At 39.7% G+C, this 17144-nt stretch carries 16 protein-coding genes; 1 reads left to right on the forward strand and 15 read right to left on the reverse strand.

All coding sequences use genetic code 11. The annotated features are described in order from the left end of the window. Nucleotides 1–61: 61 nt before the first annotated feature. The 7 genes from celB to H7U04_RS04445 all read right to left on the reverse strand — a co-directional run bounded on the left by celB (nt 62) and on the right by H7U04_RS04445 (nt 6645). Nucleotides 62–1408 carry a PTS cellobiose transporter subunit IIC gene (celB, locus tag H7U04_RS04415; RefSeq protein WP_048674742.1) on the reverse strand — a complete coding sequence of 449 codons (1347 nt, stop codon included), beginning with the start codon at nt 1406–1408 and terminating at the stop codon, nt 62–64. A gap of 60 nt (nt 1409–1468) precedes the next feature. After that, entirely contained in the window at nt 1469–1975 is a 507-nt protein-coding gene (locus tag H7U04_RS04420; protein WP_048790341.1) for a hypothetical protein, read from the reverse strand. A gap of 29 nt (nt 1976–2004) precedes the next feature. Then, nucleotides 2005–2319, reverse strand: a complete 315-nt coding sequence (locus tag H7U04_RS04425) for a PTS cellobiose transporter subunit IIA (protein ID WP_003096270.1) — start codon at nt 2317–2319, stop codon at nt 2005–2007. Between the two features lie 9 nt (nt 2320–2328). Further along, entirely contained in the window at nt 2329–4305 is a 1977-nt protein-coding gene (locus H7U04_RS04430) for a BglG family transcription antiterminator (protein WP_110981256.1), read from the reverse strand. Between the two features lie 164 nt (nt 4306–4469). Continuing rightward, nucleotides 4470–4784, reverse strand: a complete 315-nt coding sequence (locus tag H7U04_RS04435; RefSeq protein WP_003096262.1) for a PTS cellobiose transporter subunit IIB — start codon at nt 4782–4784, stop codon at nt 4470–4472. 112 nt (nt 4785–4896) lie between these two features. Further along, the gene (locus H7U04_RS04440) at nt 4897–5154 is read right to left on the reverse strand and encodes a SemiSWEET transporter (protein WP_073690245.1); all 258 of its coding nucleotides are present in this window, start codon (nt 5152–5154) and stop codon (nt 4897–4899) included. A 54-nt stretch (nt 5155–5208) separates the two neighbouring features. Then, the gene (locus H7U04_RS04445; protein ID WP_073690246.1) at nt 5209–6645 is read right to left on the reverse strand and encodes a 6-phospho-beta-glucosidase; all 1437 of its coding nucleotides are present in this window, start codon (nt 6643–6645) and stop codon (nt 5209–5211) included. Between the two features lie 157 nt (nt 6646–6802). Between H7U04_RS04445 and H7U04_RS04450 the strand changes: the two genes are divergently transcribed. After that, nucleotides 6803–7168, forward strand: a complete 366-nt coding sequence (locus H7U04_RS04450) for a hypothetical protein (protein ID WP_073690247.1) — start codon at nt 6803–6805, stop codon at nt 7166–7168. A 106-nt stretch (nt 7169–7274) separates the two neighbouring features. On the opposite strand, the gene gatB is transcribed toward H7U04_RS04450, so the two are convergent. From gatB to H7U04_RS04490, 8 genes are all read right to left on the reverse strand, one after another. After that, nucleotides 7275–8717: an Asp-tRNA(Asn)/Glu-tRNA(Gln) amidotransferase subunit GatB gene (gene gatB / locus H7U04_RS04455; RefSeq protein WP_084915358.1), complete on the reverse strand. Its 1443-nt coding sequence runs from the start codon at nt 8715–8717 to the stop codon at nt 7275–7277. Continuing rightward, nucleotides 8717–10183 (reverse strand): Asp-tRNA(Asn)/Glu-tRNA(Gln) amidotransferase subunit GatA, encoded by a 1467-nt coding sequence (gatA, locus tag H7U04_RS04460; protein WP_110981255.1) that lies wholly within the window; start codon nt 10181–10183, stop codon nt 8717–8719. Before gatA ends, gatB begins: the two co-directional genes overlap by 1 nt. Continuing rightward, nucleotides 10183–10485: an Asp-tRNA(Asn)/Glu-tRNA(Gln) amidotransferase subunit GatC gene (gene gatC, locus H7U04_RS04465; protein ID WP_002884769.1), complete on the reverse strand. Its 303-nt coding sequence runs from the start codon at nt 10483–10485 to the stop codon at nt 10183–10185. The genes gatA and gatC overlap by 1 nt, the downstream gene beginning before the upstream one ends. Before the next feature lie 139 nt (nt 10486–10624). Further along, complete coding sequence (locus H7U04_RS04470; RefSeq protein WP_073689524.1) at nt 10625–12097, reverse strand: glycosyltransferase; 1473 nt, start codon at nt 12095–12097, stop codon at nt 10625–10627. Continuing rightward, nucleotides 12078–13376, reverse strand: a complete 1299-nt coding sequence (locus H7U04_RS04475) for an accessory Sec system glycosyltransferase GtfB (protein WP_073689523.1) — start codon at nt 13374–13376, stop codon at nt 12078–12080. The genes H7U04_RS04470 and H7U04_RS04475 overlap by 20 nt, the downstream gene beginning before the upstream one ends. Nucleotides 13377–13426: 50 nt before the next feature. Continuing rightward, complete coding sequence (locus tag H7U04_RS04480) at nt 13427–14308, reverse strand: glycosyltransferase family 2 protein (protein ID WP_073689522.1); 882 nt, start codon at nt 14306–14308, stop codon at nt 13427–13429. Between the two features lie 3 nt (nt 14309–14311). Further along, a complete protein-coding gene (locus tag H7U04_RS04485; protein ID WP_073689521.1) occupies nt 14312–15520 on the reverse strand; it encodes a glycosyltransferase in 1209 nt (402 codons plus the stop codon). A 171-nt stretch (nt 15521–15691) separates the two neighbouring features. Further along, on the reverse strand, nt 15692–17131 hold the full coding sequence (locus tag H7U04_RS04490; protein WP_110981254.1) for a 6-phospho-beta-glucosidase: 1440 nt from the start codon (nt 17129–17131) through the stop codon (nt 15692–15694). Nucleotides 17132–17144 lie beyond the last annotated feature (13 nt).

A 17144-nucleotide genomic window follows, 5' to 3' on the forward strand; every position in this document is an offset into this window, starting at 1 on the left:
TATTGAATACCATTAGTATAACAAAAAAGACCTTAACAAAGTTAAGATCTTTAATCATAAATTAAGCTTCTTGTTCCTCTTTCAACAATTTCTTATCGTAAACACGAATGAATGGGAAGTAAACAAGGAAGGCAGCAACTGCACAGACAAGAGCAACTAAGACAGCACGGAGATCTGCTGTTCCTAAGAAGGCCCCGATTCCCACTGGGGTTGGCCATGGAACTTGTGCAATAACAGGATTAATCAAATGCAATGCATTAACAAAGTAGTAAATAGTAGCTGTAACCATTGGAGCTAAGATAAATGGAATCGCTAATGCTGGATTATAGATAATTGGCAAACCAAAAATCAAAGGTTCATTAATGTTGAACAATGCTGGAACAACTGAGGCACGTCCAATCGCTTTGAGTTGCTCTGACTTAGCAGCAAAAGCAATGTAGAGACACAGACCAAGAGTTGCACCTGATCCACCAGCGATAACAAACATGTTAGAGAACTCACCAGCTACAGCATAGTGTCCTCCAGCAGCATTTTCTGCCATGTTAGCAAGTGCGATAGGGTTAACGAAAGCAAAGATAATGTTAGCACCATGAATCCCTACAATCCAGAGGAGTTGAGTTAAAAGATAAATAATCATTAATCCAATCCATGAGTTAGTTAGGTTAGCAACAAACCCAAATGGAATAGCAATAACTTTAAAGATGTCAGTTCCCAACGCCACGAGTGCACCGTTAATAAAGATAACTACAAATGCAACGACGAATCCTGGAATCAAGGCTGTAAATCCGCGAGAAACCCCTTCTGGAACAGCTTCAGGCATTTTAATAACCCAATTACGTTTTACACATGTACGATAAATAAGAACTGTCACAATAGCCATGATAATAGCTGTGAAAATACCAGTAGTACCAAAACGAGTAACGCCATTGCCCATTGCCCAACCGTCAACAACGACTGCACCTTCTTTAAGGCTACCTACAGCTTTCATCATTCCACCGTCAAAAATGATTTGTGGAACTGTCATAATGAACGCCATGAGCGCAAGAAGAGCACCGTTAAGAGGATTCATATTTAGTTCTTCTTCTTCTGCATAGATTTTAGTTAACTCATAAGCAAGTGAGAGAACAAAGTAAAGAGAGAGGGAACCCATAGTAGCATAGTTAGCAACCATGTATAGAGAAGTAAACTTATCAAATGAAGCTGAGAAAATATCAGCTACAATTGGCCAGAATGAGAAAGCTTGTGGCAGAATACTAAATACCAAGAACATTGACCCAACAATAGTAAATGGTACAGCTGCCATACCTGCTGCCGTGATTGCACGTACAACTTTAAACTGGGCAAGTTTTCCCATTGGTCCCATGACATGATTTTCAAGGAAACCAAACAATCCGTTTTGTTGATCCATAATCGGACCTCCTTAATAATAATTATATATTTATTTCAATAGCAATCCTTTTAAAAGATGTTATAAGGTTATAGAACTCTTTTCTAACTGGATAAAGCGTTGATAAGCCTTATCTTTACGTTCATATATTTCTTGAATTCTTTTAAGATTTAGCAAGCATAGACCCAAGCCTAGTAAAAGAATGACAAAAACAAAGAAACGTGCAGCTTGATTATTTTCGAAAATTGGGAAAAGAGTTGTAAACAGACTTGTCCAAGTTAGAACAAGTAGTCCCACCTGAATAACAGCTTGCGAGCGAACAAACATCTGAGTCACTTTCAAACGTTCATCACGCTTGCCATACAATCGAAACTGCTCAACAGTAGCCAAAATCGCTAATACAATTAACGTAACAGGGAGAACAATAACAAAAGAAGGACGAATAAATTGATTCAAAAGCCAATAAATATTGCCAAAAAAGAAGAGTGCTATTGTATAACGTAGAAGAAGGTAACGATTAAAGAAAGTATTTTTTAATGCTGTCTCCCGACGTTGACGCTCGATTTCTAGTTGTTCTTTTTTTGTCATTGTCTTCCTCCTTGTTTAACTATATCTATTTAGCCAACCTTTCTATGAAGAACTAGCATTTCTTTTGCCACTTCCAATAGAGTCATTGTGGTCATTAAATGGTCTTGAGCATGCACCATGATAATTTCAATCTTGATTTCCACACCACTTGCATAGTCTTGCAAAAGTTTTGTTTGTGCATGGTGTGCTTCTAAAATTTCTTCATTTGAATGGTCTAACTTAGCTTCTGCTTCGTCAAAGCGACCTTCTCGCATATCAGCAAACGCTTCATGAATTTCTGTTCTAGCAGTACCTGAATGAAGAATAATTTCAAAGGCTGCAACCTGTAGTTCTTCTTGATTCATACGAACCTCCTATGTTATTTTTTCGAATATTGTAATAAACTCTTCAAATTTCTTGCAATTAATTAATTGCTTTTGTAAGTCATCATTTTCTGTTAAGGAAACTATTTTCTTCGTCACATCCTTCAATCCATCATTTCCATATAATGATGGTGATAAAAGAAAAACAAGTTGAATATGTGAGCTTTGACTATCCCAAGATACAGGTTCTTGACAGATAGCAACCGAGACTTTAACTTCTTTCCCCAAAGGTCTAATGGGATGTGGAACCGCGACTCTTTTGGAAAAAACAACTGAACTTAATGCCTCACGCTGTTTAATTTCGTAAAGTAAAGATTGTTTGAAATCATCTGATTCACCGACAGATAGACCTTCAACCATTTCTTCCAATAGTCGTGTTTTATCGCCTTTCGTCCAAACAAAGAAGTTATATTGACTAAAGTACTGTTTAAAATTGTCGTCTTCAATAGGGGCTACTTCTGAACGTTTCCTAATTTTCGAGACTTGCATCTGATTCATAGCATGACGAATCTGAGATATTTCCTCGGATTTAAGAAAGACACTCACCGTAAAAACTGGTATCTGAAAGTAAAGGTTCGATAAATCAACAGCCGATACAATAAAATCAATCCCCTCTATCTTTTCTTGGTTCAACTCATAGTAACCTATGACATCAACCACCTCTATACGATTCCCAAGCTCAGATTCAAGGCGATTTCGGAGCATTTGAGCAGCTCCAAAACCTGTCGCACAAATCGCCAATACTGAAAATTTATGGTTTTCTTTTCGACGTTCGATGGCAGCCAAGAAATGAAGACAGACATAAACTATTTCATCATCAGATATAGTAGCCTGTGAAAAAGCTTCCATATTTGCAAGAATTTCCTTGGTCATGAAGAATACGTCACTATAATTCTGTTTAACCTCATCTACCAATGGATTACTAAGATTAATATGACTGGCTAAACGTACCTGTAAGGTCATCAAATGAGTTATAAGACTCTCAATAAGTTGAAAATCCGAAGAAAAGTGATATATGTCCTCTAACCCTAAGGTTTTAAAGCTTTGGACCACCGAGTCTCTCAGTGCCTCTTTAGAAAACTCTGTTTGATTGTTTTGGGGCAACTGACTTTTAGCTAACAGATGTAGGGTAACATAATCAATCTCTTGAACTGGAAATTCCTGATTGGTTACCTCGCTAACTCTTGAAAGAATCCTCTTAGCAACCCGGCGTTCAATATCATTATCTGCCATCTGACAATCTAAGTTACTAATTTCAAAACCAGACTTGATACGGCCTATTGCTAAAGCTATATGAACAACTAAATTTTGTAAAACAAAATCCGACAACTTTAGATTGGCTTCCTGACATTCTTCTAAAACAATCTTTGCCAATTCCTCTAATGGAAGATTTTGGTCAAAAAAATTTGATTTCACATAAGAGTGCAATGCTTTAAAAAACTGGTTCTCCAAGAAATAACTCATAATAAAGCGACGTTTGTCTCGTTCTTCACCAGAAACGTAGACACCTTTATTCGCTCTACTTTCTATAGTTAGGTTATACTCAGCCAGCATCTGGCGTATCTTTTTAAAATCATTAGACAAGGTTGAGCGACTGACATATAGCTCCTCAACTAAATCATCAAAAAGAACTGGAACCTGTTCAAACAAGAGCTTATTTAAAATGAAGGCTAGCCGATCATCACTTTGGGACATGGAAGATTTTGTATTATAATCATCTCCTAATTCATAAATCAGACGAAAAGTTTGGCAAGCTTCTTGGCTTTCAAAAAACAGTCTATAACCTTGTCCTTGTTTTGATACTAAGCTAACACCTTGAAGGTTTAAGGTTTGATCAATTGATTTTAAGTAACTACGTACAGTCCTATCCGAGCAGGACAAGTATTCAGCAAGCTCTTTACTCGTAACATAACGTTCCCTATGCTTTATCAAGAATTGAAGGATGCTTTTTTCCCTAGTTTTTGACAATCACATATCCTCCTAAAAATGATATATTCACCTTCTATTATAGGATATTTTCACACCTTTACTTCTTTTTATCGAGCATAAGTTACATTATGAATCATTTATAATCTAGTCAACAGATAATATTAACTAACATCTATTTTTTTACACTATTTCTTTAACAAAAATTAGATGTTTTCTACAATTAAATTAGCCATTTTTTCAATTCCCATTGGAATTGGAATGTAAGCTTGTGGTGGAATTTGAACAACTGGTTTTCCGACTTTAGCCCCTGCCTCTTCAAACTGTTTAAAATACATTTTTGTTTGAGGACTTACAAGGTATAAATCAAATTCTGATGCTGCAATAGCTTTTCCGCCCTCAGTGGCACTAATAGCGTCAACCTCAATATCCTGACCTTTCCCCTTTAGAAACTCAGTTGTTTTCTTTGCCATAAGTGATGAGGACATTCCAGCTGCACAAATAATCAATGCTTTTGCCATAAGATTTTCTCCTTTAATCTAATCCCATCAAATTGATACCTGATTGGGTTACTTCTTATTTACACTTTAATTATAAAATAAAGCGCTTACAATTACCATTTCTGATTTTTCCTCAACGATACGGAAAATAATTATTTGTCTTTAATTTATAAATCAAAATAATACCAGATAGTAAAAAGGAAACACTATTAGCCAAAATCAAAGGTAAGTCACCAATATGAAGGCCATGAGCAAGCCACAAAGCAATACCAATAACCTGCATAACATACATCCCTAAGGCAATTGATTCAGTATCTTTTGTTTTTACCAAACGCACAACTTGCGGCAAAAAGGCAAATGTTGTTAAAATTGCTGCAATACTACCAATCATATTTATTCTCCTATGTTTACTAAAGAAGCTGGGAATACACCCAGCTTCTTAGTTTTATTCCACCGTTGCACCATTAGATGCAATAACTTCTTTATACCAATTAAATGATTTCTTTGGTGAGCGTTCATAAGTCCCTTGTCCATCATCATCTTTATCCACATAGATAAATCCGTAACGTTTTCTCATCTCACCGGTACCAGCTGAAACTAGGTCTATGCAGCCCCAAGGAGTATATCCCATCAAATCAACACCATCTTCAACTACAGCTTTTTTCATTTCACGAATATGAGCCCCTAGGTAATCAATCCGATAATCATCATGAACCATGCCATCTGCTTCAACTTGGTCTATAGCACCAAAACCATTTTCAACAATGAATAGTGGCAAATGATAGTGATCAGTAAACCAGTTTAATGCATAACGTAAGCCCTCTGGGTCAATCTGCCACTCCCACTCAGATGCCTGAACATAATTATTTTTAACTAAATCTTCTGTTTCAAGATAATCGAAATAAGGATTATTCTCACGATGAGAATCGATAGCGAAAGACATATAGTAACTAAATCCAATATAGTCTACTGTTCCTCTAAGTAAATCCTCTTTATCTTGATCTGTAAAATCAACTGAGATTCCTTTACGTTCCCAATACTTGAGAATGTGTTCAGGATATTTCCCCAAAACATGTACATCAGTAAAGTAATAACGTTTTTGCATAGCCTTCATAGCCATTAAAATATCTTTAGGATTACAAGTTGCAGGATAAATAGGACACATCGCAATCATACAACCAATTTGAAAATCTGGATTAATTTCATGACCAATTTTTACTGCTCGAGCAGAAGCTACTAACTCATAGTGTGCTGCTTGATACATAATAGCTTCTCGGTCGTCACCTTCCTCATATACAATACCAGAGTTCGTAAATGGTGCAAAATCTTCCTGGTAATTGGCCTGATTGTTGATTTCATTAAAGGTCATCCAGTATTTAACTTTATCTTTATAACGTTTGAATACGACTTCCGCAAAGTGAGCAAAGAAATCAATCAATTTTCGATTTTTCCACCCACCGTATTCTGTAACCAAATGATAAGGCATCTCAAAATGAGATAACGTAATTACAGGTTCAATTCCATACTTCAAGCACTCATCAAAAAGATCATCATAAAATTGCAAACCTTCTTCATTGGGCTCTAACTCATCACCTTTGGGGAAAATACGTGTCCAGGCAATCGATGTTCGGAAGCACTTAAATCCCATTTCAGCAAAAAGTGCAATATCTCCTTTATAACGATGGTAAAAATCTATAGCCTCATGGTTTGGATAATATTTACCTTCCAAAACTCCCGGGGTAATTTCACGGGCAACTCCATGACGACCAGCAGTCATCACATCAGCAACACTGATTCCTTTACCACCTTCTTGCCATCCACCTTCAAGTTGATGAGCAGCAACAGCACCACCCCACAAAAATCCATCTTTAAAAGTAGTCATCGTTTTTCCTCCTGACTTTGATACTTCTATTATAAACTCCATAAGCGGTAATGAAAACGCATTCTTTTTCCATAATACTACGGAAAGTAATAGGTCATCCTTTGCTTGAAAACGTTTTAGATAAAGAGTATACTATGTCTCATAAGGAGGCAATAATATGAATTTCATACAGTTTTTAATTGCTTTTGCAGGACTTGTTGTTGGAGTTAGCGCTGTTGCTATACTCTTCTGGTACTTAAGTAAGACTTTGAAGAAAAACGTCATTGTACGTAATAGTAATACCTTTACTATTATTCATCTTAAAGAGCTAGATCAATACCCTGACTTACTTAAGAATACTGATTTTAAGAAAATGGGAGACTGGACTGTCCATGATAACGGACATGAATTCCGAGGAACTGCTAATGTCTCTAAAGAAAAACTTCGTCAATGGATTATTGATGAATATCATTTAAAAGCTCATCAAGTTATTGTCACTGTTCCTGAAGAAATGAAGGTTGCTTCAGCTCTTCCTCATTTCTAAAGCCACTTAGTCTTTTTCAAAAACTCCTACGAACTCCACTCGTTAGGAGTTTTTGTATACCCTAATAATAGATAAAAAACCAACCTCTCGGCTGGTTTTTTATCTATTACTCTTCTTTCAACTTCGCCAATTCTTGGGCAAGTAGTTTAAGAGCTACTTGTGGGTTGGCTTGGCCTTTGGTTGCTTTCATAAGGAAGCCTGTGAAGGCCTTGTCAGCGTTACGTTTACCTGACTTGAAGTCGGCTACAGCTGCTTCATTGTCTGCAAAGACTTGGTGGATGATTGGGATCAAGACTTCAGGGTCTGAAATCTGTACCAATCCAGCTTTTTCGACGTATTCACGCGCACCTCCACCGTTTTTCGCCAAATGAACGAAGACTTTCTTGGCAATCTTAGAAGAGATGGTTCCATCCTCGATGATGGCAATCATTTCAACCAAGTTTTCTGGTGTCAACTTGATTTCTTCAAGCGTTTTACCTTCTGCGTTCAAAAATTGAGCGACTTCACCTTGGAGCCAGTTAGACACTTGTTTAGCGTCTCCGCCAAGGGCTACGGCTGCTTCAAAGAAGTCAGATGTGACCTTAGTAGCTGTCAATTGGTTGGCATCATAGTCAGACAAGCCAAGCTCTGCCACATAGCGAGCACGGCGGTCTTTTGGAAACTCAGGCAATGATGTACGCATTTCCTCAATCCAGTCATCTGAGATTTCAAACAAGGGAAGGTCTGGTTCTGGGAAGTAACGGTAATCCGCTGCCCCTTCTTTGACACGCATAAGAATCGTGCTCTTGTTGGCCTCATCATAACGGCGTGTTTCTTGACGAATAACACCACCTGAACGCAAGATTTTCGCTTGACGCTCCACTTCGTATTCAAGACCTTTACGGACGTTTGAGAAAGAGTTCAAGTTTTTCAACTCCGTCTTGGTACCAAATTCCTCTTGACCGTATGGGCGAAGGGAAATGTTGGCATCGACCCGCATTGATCCTTCTTCCATCTTGACGTCAGAAATACCTGTGTATTGAATGACTTCTTTCAAAGCTGTCAAATAAGCATAGGCTTCTTCTGGAGAACGCATATCTGCTTCAGAGACGATCTCGATCAATGGCACCCCCTGACGGTTGAGGTCTACATAAGAGAAACCGTCTGTTCCGTGGGTGTTCTTACCGGCATCTTCTTCCAAGTGGGCCCGTTCAATCCCAATTTTCTTAGTTGAGCCGTCTTCCAATTGCACTTCAATCCACCCATTGTAACCAATTGGCTCGTCAAATTGTGAGATTTGGTAGGCTTTTGGATTATCAGGGTAGAAATAGTTCTTACGGTCAAAGTGCATGTGCTGGTGGATATCCATATTCAGGGCCAAAGCAGCCTTAATACCAGCGTCCACAACGCCCTTGTTCAAGACAGGAAGCACCCCTGGGAAAGACCAGTCGATCACATTGGTATTGGCATTTTGCTCGTTTCCAAAGTGAGCAGAGGTTGGTGAGAAAATTTTTGAGTTTGTATTCAATTCAACGTGGACTTCAAGTCCGATGACTGTTTCAAAGTTCATTAATTGTCACCTCCGAAAATAAGGGGTTGTTGCTTATGGTAATCCGTTGTTGCTTCAAAGGCCGCTGCGGCTTGGTAGATGGTCTCTTCCGAATACTTAGGACCAATCAACTGCAAACCAACTGGAAGTCCTTGCGCAAAACCTGCAGGAATCGAAATTCCTGGAAGACCCGCCAAGTTAACTGGAATGGTCAACAAGTCCGCCAAGTACATGGCAACCGGATCATGGTTGAGCGAATCCAAATCAAAGGCCACGCTTGGAGCTGTTGGACCAAGGATGAGGTCGTAATCCGCAAAGACTTTTTCAAAATCTTGGATAATGAGGGTACGGACTTGACCAGCTTTCTTGTAGTAAGCATCGTAGTAACCAGATGACAAACTAAAGGTGCCCAGCATGATACGGCGTTTCACTTCATCACCAAAGCCTTGGCTACGAGTGTTCACATAGATGTCTTCCAAGTTCTTGGCATCTTCCGCACGGAAACCATAACGAATACCATCGAAACGTTGCAAGTTTGATGAAGCTTCAGATGAAGCAATGATGTAGTAGACGGCAACCCCGTATTTAGAATGAGGCAGGCTGACTTCTTCGACAGTTGCTCCCAATTTCTCAAAGTGCTTAGCTGCACTAAGGATAGTTTCTTTGACTTCTGGGTCAATTCCTTCCCCAAGGTATTCTTTTGGAAGGGCAATCTTCATGCCCTTGATATCTTGACCAATCTTAGAAGTAAAGTCTGCTACACGAACAGGTGCAGAAGTCGAATCTTTGGCATCTTCACTGGCAATGACATTGAGCAATTGGGCATTTTCCTTAACGGTTGGTGAGAAGGTACCAATTTGGTCAAGTGAGCTACCGAAGGCAATAAGACCGAAACGTGAAACAGTTCCATAAGTTGGTTTGAGACCAACAATCCCGTTGAAGGCAGCTGGTTGGCGGATAGAACCACCGGTATCAGAACCAAGAGACAAACGAACTTGCCCTGAAGCGACAGAAGCTGCTGAACCACTAGAAGATCCACCAGGTACCTTGCTGTGGTCCCAAGCATTTTTAGTCGCCCCATAGTAAGATGTTTCACCAGATCCACCCATAGCAAATTCATCCATGTTGGTCTTCCCGATGACAATCATATCTTTGGCTTTTGCATTGGCAACAGCTGTCGCATCAAAGATAGGCTCGTAGTTGTAGAGCATTTTTGAAGCCGCAGTCGTCAAGATACCATCTGTTGAGATATTGTCTTTGACAGCGAGTGGAATCCCTGACAGGAGGTTATCTTTATCAATTCCTTTTTCGTCAATAGCCTTAGCTTGGGAAAGTGCTGCTTCTTCAGCCACCGTCACAAAGGCATTGACCGCTTCTTCACGCACCTTGATATCGTCAAGTGTCGCTTGTGTCAATTCGGTTGCTGAAATTTCCTTAGAGACAAGGAGGTCGTGCAACTCTTCAATGGTTTTATTGTTGAATGACATTAGGCATCTCCTCCATCTTCTAGGATAGCTGGCACCTTGATGTAGTAGTTATCTTTTTCAGGTACATTTTTAAACAAGCGGTCACGGTCTGTCCCTTTTTCAGCAACATCCGGACGCAATACGGTCTTACGATCAGCCATAGTCGTTGTTGGGGCCACACCAGTTGTGTCCACTTCTTCCAACAATTCCACCATGTCGACAATCTTCGACAAGGTTGTCGCAAACTCAGCTGTCTCTTCTGGAGAGAATTTCAATTTTGAAAGATTGGCAACGTGGGTTACCTCTTCTTGCGTAATTTTCATCTTGCTTCCTTTCGTGAAATGATGATTTTTCAATACGTTCTATTTTACCATAATTAGGCCTATTTTGCTTGGAGGATAAAAAAACTGTAGTAACTTTTTTGTTACTACAGTTTACAGAGATAGAGCTTTTTCAAAACACTTATCGTATGGCTATCAAGAGCTTTCTCCAAGCCTCTAGGATTTCTGGTTTCAAATACTGTTTTGCCAGGTCATATGAGACTTGGTGCATAGACTCAAGATCACTTTCTAAGGCAAATACAATTTTGTCTGCCATCTGAGAAACAAGTAGGTTCTCATCCATAGTTTCGCTATAAGGAACCAGAAAGCCGTTTTTACCATCTTTGATGAAAGTTGGATTGCCATAACGGGCGTCAAAACCAACCAAGGCTAGACCTGCTCCCACCGCTTCCATCAGAGTCAAGCCAAAGGTCTCCCACTGAGAGGCGGTGACATAAAGTTCATACTGTGGGTAGACATCACGCAAATCCGCATGACCCCGAAGTTGGATGAAGTCACCGGCCCCAAGAGTATCAATCAGATCTTGTAGATTCTCTTGCTCGCCACCTTTGCCGTAGATGTCAAAGTGAAGATTTGGCTCTTTTTCATGAGCAAGGGCGACTGCTCTTATAGCTAAATCCAAGCGTTTACGTGGATCCAATCGCGAAGCCGTCATCAAACTAAGAGGATTCCTCTGCTCCTCTGGAAAACTAAGGTTATCCAAATGTCCCACTGCTAGGTCATGAATACTAGCATCTGTTACACCTTGCTTTTTCAGGGTATTCTCTAAAACAGCCTTTTGTGCCTCTGTAGCTGTAATGAAGAAATCAAAACGTTGGGCGTACTTAAAGATGTAATAATACTCATAGTAGAGGTCGCCATTTTCAAACTCATGCTCTGAATGAAAAACGAAGCCTAACTTTGCAGGTGTATCCAATTCATAAATCGGTCGCATAAACTCCATCAAGGAGGCCCTATCCAGCAACAAGGTATCCGCAGTTGTCAGCGGAAGTCTTGCTAGAAAACGACGCATGACCTCTGTTTTTGTTACTAAAATCTCAGTTCCCAACCTATATAACCAGCTGGTCCCTTGCTTGAGTTCTTCAAAGGCGATACGACCATCTTTATTGTGATAACTTCTCCTGATGGTAATGCCTTTTTCAAAGTATTCTGTGACTAATTTACTTGTTCCATACCACTCACGCTTTAAAAGCATACCATTGACGTGGTAATCCACATACCGCACACAACCTTTTTGGTAGGAATCCATCTTGAAGACTAAAGAAGTGCCATCAGAACAGACATAAACAGAGTCTGTTTCGCTTTGACTCTTCAAATCTAGACGTGTCAACTTAAATTTTTGCTGTAAGGCCCCCACTGTCAAGGATGGGATATGACTGTCTTGATCTGTAAAGCTAAGATAGGCATGGAGGAGTTCCTCGTAGCGATGCCCTAAAGAAAGATAATAGTCTAATTTATAGGGTTGTGGCCAGGTCGTAAAGACAAACTTAGCAGGCTCATTTAATTCACGTAGCATCAAAGCTCTCGACGCCTGGGCCACATCCACACCATTAGGCTCAAAGCCCACCAATAGGTTAAAGGTGTAAATTGTCATCTTCTTCCCCCTTCAATCTAGTAAAGAAAGCTAAGATTTCTTCTCTCTCGGCGAGTTTCAAAACCTCTTTCTGACTTTCAAGAGACTTAGGGTAAAACTCTGGTTGCTGTAAGAGTTGTCGGAAATCTTGCTCTAGTTCCTCTAAGGAAGTATAGACCGTTGGTAAGTCCTTATAGTAGTGACGATGAACCGTTGATTCCAAGCCATAAAGTAGCTGCCCATTTTCAATCGCATCCAATGTTGCATCAGACACTTCACTTCCATAATTCAAGTCTAAATAAATGAAACATTTCCTTAGTAGCTCTTGGTATTTCTCCTGACGAATCCCTGGGTAAAGATGGACATTTCCCTTATCTTCGAGACAAGTCAATTTAGGTCCCATACTAGTTTGGGCTCCGATGTGAAAGTCAATATCCGGAAAAGCATCAACCAAGTCAGCTAGTCCCTCAATATTTTCAGAAGCAGTCATCACCATAGCCTGAGGCACAAAAGTCTGAGAACCTTCTTGTTCCGCACCGGCTAAATAAATCATGCCTGACCTACGTTCCTCTTGTGGATAATAATTAGTAATCAAAACATGATTCACTTGATTTTGAATAAACTCAAGACCATCATGACTGTCGGAGCAATAGACCAGACGATTAGCATTCAAGGTCTGCAAAATCGAGATTAGTTTGGAATCCATACAGATGATAGCTTCGTCTGACTTTAGGATTCGATTCAAAACAGCCTTAGTTAATTCTTCCCTACCCAAGAAAATCCTATCTCTTCCTTCAGATCCCTGATCAATCAAGTACCCATCTTGAATATAGTGAAGCAAGACCTCTTCTTGATTACGATTAAAGTAAATATCCATAATGCCTTGTCCCTGATCATCCAGAAGACGCTGTTTGGTACGCCAGCCATAGCGATTATAATCGTCTATCGCAAGAACTTTTTCCCCTTGTCCAAACCATTGGACTTGTTTGACCGTACGTTCCTTTAGATTGTCACGAAAAATGACACTAGCACGACGGTCTTGACCATCAAAAATATAGGTCGTAATCCCCAAAGTCCACAATTCCCAATATAGAGGAACTGACAAATTGTTAAAAAAGAGTGGTTTCCCTTGATAATCTTCCTCAGAGGAATAAATAAATGACGATGCTAAACTAATAGTGTCCTTATCAATATCCGTTTCAAAATTCGTGTAAAACACACGCGACTGAATACCAAAGGAGTTTAGTGATCTTCTCAGTTTTTCCGTTGCCTGACTGGGTTCTTGTGCAATAATGAGCATAGTTATCCTTTCTGACTAATCCAAGCTATAAATAGCTTAACCCTCGACCTTTATTGCTCCAAAAATCTCAAGTTAACCTGTGCCGTCATATAGGTCTCAGTATCTTGAAGATTAGCTTCTTCCATTTTTTCAATCGCCCGTTTTAGACGCGTCTTATAAATATAACGGTGCCAGGTCAAATCATAGCCCAACATACCTAGCAAAGCTAATTTTTCATTTTTGGCTTCCATCTCATCTAAAACACGCTTTTCAGTCCAGACCTGTGACAGCGTATCTTTACGTCCCACTCGATACCAGTAGATACATTTTTCAGTATGGACAACACGATTTGCTTTTAACAATAGTTTATACATAAGGAAGTTATCTTCGACATTCTTACCAACAGGAAAACGAAGATCCTCGAATAAGGAAATCTTGTAGAGTTTCATCATGGCACAAGCCCAAGCCATATCTCGTGTCTCTTGAATGGCATCCTGATCTATGATATCTCTTCCTTCATAGAGGGTTTCAGAATAATCGTTCTCCGTTACCTTAATCAAAAACTTACTTGTACTCTCATTGAACAAGTTATAGTTAGCAATAGAAACATCTGCTTCATACTTTTTAAGCTGAGTGTATAAGGTCTCCACATAATCCTCTGTTACCCAGTCATCTGGGTCTACAAAAGTGATGTAATCACCTGTGGCCAAGTCAATTCCTGTATTTCGGGCTGCAGATAAGCCCCCATTAACTTGTCGCACATAGCGAATACGTTGGTCTCGCTTGAAAAATTCCTTGCAAATCTCCTCTGAATTGTCAGGAGAACCATCATTGACAAGAATGATTTCAAGGTTTGAATAAGTCTGATTCACTATCGTTTCCAAACACTGCTTCAGGTAAGCTTCCACATTATAAATGGGAATCACAATACTAACTACTTCTTTATTTTCCATGGTCTATCTCTCAATCGTATCTATATAGTCTCGAACTGCCTCTACCATTTGGTCTACTTGGTCATTCTTGAACACTTGATTTTTTCCAGTGTGGTCATGATTGGTCCCTTCAAAAGAGAAAATTGGAAGACCCAACTGATGAATCGTTTCTGTGATATGATCAACCTCGTCAAATGGGTTGATATCCAAATAAAAATCTATTTTTTCCAAAACCTTTCGACTGGTCAATGGATCAAAGGACGGATAGAGAATAAGGTTTGGATACTGCTCCAATTTCACCAAATTAAACCCGAAATGAGAATGAGCCAAAACATGAAAAGCTACATCTGGAAGAGCCTGCAGTAAATGTTCCAATTCAAAGATGTCTGCCGTATTAGTATAAATAGTCGTATGGTAAGGAAAATCACCGACCATATCACTAAAGCTAAGCTTTAAGGATGGCTTTCTCAATAAGATGTCTTCCCAAGATAGGGCATAATAAAACCACCAAATATCTCTGAAACGATTGAAACGCTTAGAGGTCCAAGGTTTATTGTGAGAGGTGTAATGAATAACCGCTGGCACCCCTTTAAAAACATCATACCAATCCAAGTCCCCATATCTGTACTGATCCTTGTCAGAGCCTACTTGGAGATTATAAGTCCATGGAAGTTGGTGCCAGGCGTCTTTAAAATAAAGATTCAAAATCCCTTGATCCCCATAAACATTTTGGTGATGTTCCTTAGTTAATTCAAAAAGAGACTCTGTCACCTTGTGTTGTCGCCACCAATCGGTATCAATAATCATCAAACCAGCGTTAAAACCATCTGTCGTCGTTGGACGATCCACTACCGCTCCAATACCAAATCCGCCCAGATCTACTTCAAAAAGTGGTGACAAATCCTGCGTGAAGATCATGTCACAGTCTAAATAGAGAACACGATTTTCTTGAACAAACTCAGGTATCGCATAACGGAAAAAAGTCGCATAATGAATATGCGCACTTGGAAGCGAAAATTGTTTAAAGCTTTCTGCAGACACACGACAATTAAGAATTTCAGAATCAATAGCCTCTAAACGACGATTCATTAGCGTAAACCATTCTGTTGGTAAATTCTCATTTAGCACATAAATTTTCCACTGCCCTTGATGTGCACACAAAGATTTAAGAGCTACCTCTAACTTTTCCATATAGGATAGCTCAGCTACAAATACAACTGATTTTTTACCCATGTTTTCTTCCTCTCAAACTCTAATAAGAATATCATTTTTTAGAAAACATTACAATTTCTACCCCTTACAAAAAAGCCAGCCCAAAGGCTGACTTCAATCGGAGATCAATTTGCTTTCTGTGCTTGCTAGATTCGTAAAATTATAGCCAGACCAGCACACAACTCAAATGCACTATTCTACAGAGGCACCGTTACTTGCGATAACTTCTTTGTACCAGTTAAATGATTTCTTCTTAGAGCGTTTAAGACTACCATTACCATCGTTATCTCGGTCCACATAGATGAAGCCATAACGTTTCTTCATTTCACCAGTTCCAGCAGAAACAAGGTCGATACAGCCCCAGGTTGTGTAGCCCCAAAGCTCTACACCATCTTCATTAATAGCATCACGCATAGCCTTGATGTGGGCAGCCAAGTAGTCGATACGGTAATCGTCTTCAACATAACCATTTTCATCTGGCGTATCCACAGCACCAAGACCATTTTCAACGATAAACATCGGCTTTTGGTAACGATCCCAAATAGCATTGAGGGTAATACGAAGGCCTAGTGGGTCAATTTGCCAACCCCACTCTGAAGCTTCCAAATATGGATTTTTAATAGAGGCAAAGATATTGCCAGCAGTCTTTTCATTAACCTCTGGATCACCTGAAGCCACACGACTTGCATAATAAGAGAAGGAAACGAAATCAACAGTATGCTCTTTAAGAAGGGCCAAATCTTCTTCCGTCATCTCAAGCTCAATGCCATCACGTTCCCACTGTTTCTTAGCATAATTTGGATACTCTCCACGAGCTTGAACATCAGTAAAGAAATAGCTACTACGGTCTTCTTGCATAGCTGCCCAGTAGTCACGTGGATGGGCTGTATTTGGATAATATTGACCTGCTGCCAACATACAACCGACCTTATTTTCAGGGTCAATCTCATGAGCCAATTTCGTCACCATAGCTGAGGCTACCAACTCATGGTGAGCAGCCTGATATTTAACCTGCTCCTCATTCTCACCCTCTTCAAAGCAGAGTCCTGCTCCCATAAATGGGGCATGGAGAATCATGTTGATTTCATTGAAAGTGAGCCAGTACTTAACCAAACCTTTAAAGCGTGTGAAAAGGGTACGGCAAAGATTTTCATAGAAGCCAAGCATCTTACGATTACGCCATCCTCCATACTCGGTAATCAAGTGCATTGGACAATCAAAGTGTGTAATCGTCACCAAAGGTTCAATGCCATGCTTGTGACATTCCTTGAAGAGGTCCTCGTAAAAGGCAAGCCCAGCTTCATTTGGCTCAGCCTCATCACCCTTAGGAAAAATACGTGACCAAGCAATAGAAAGTCGATAAGTCTTAAAGCCCATTTCACCAAAGAGAGCAATATCTTCCTTGTAACGGTGGTACATATCGATGCTTTCCTTAGCTGGATAAAAATAACCATCCTCAAAATCAAACATCTTGCGACGTCCAGTAATAATCGAAAGGCGATCCTCACCAATTGGCACCACATCAACATTGGCTAAACCACGCCCATCAGCATCATAGGCACCTTCACATTGGTTAGCTGCTGTCGCACCACCCCACAAAAATCCGTCAGGAAAAGTTAATTTTTTAGTCATTATTCTACCTCCT

This window comes from Streptococcus sp. 22.1 (assembly GCF_016648645.1).
Lineage (GTDB): Bacteria > Bacillota > Bacilli > Lactobacillales > Streptococcaceae > Streptococcus.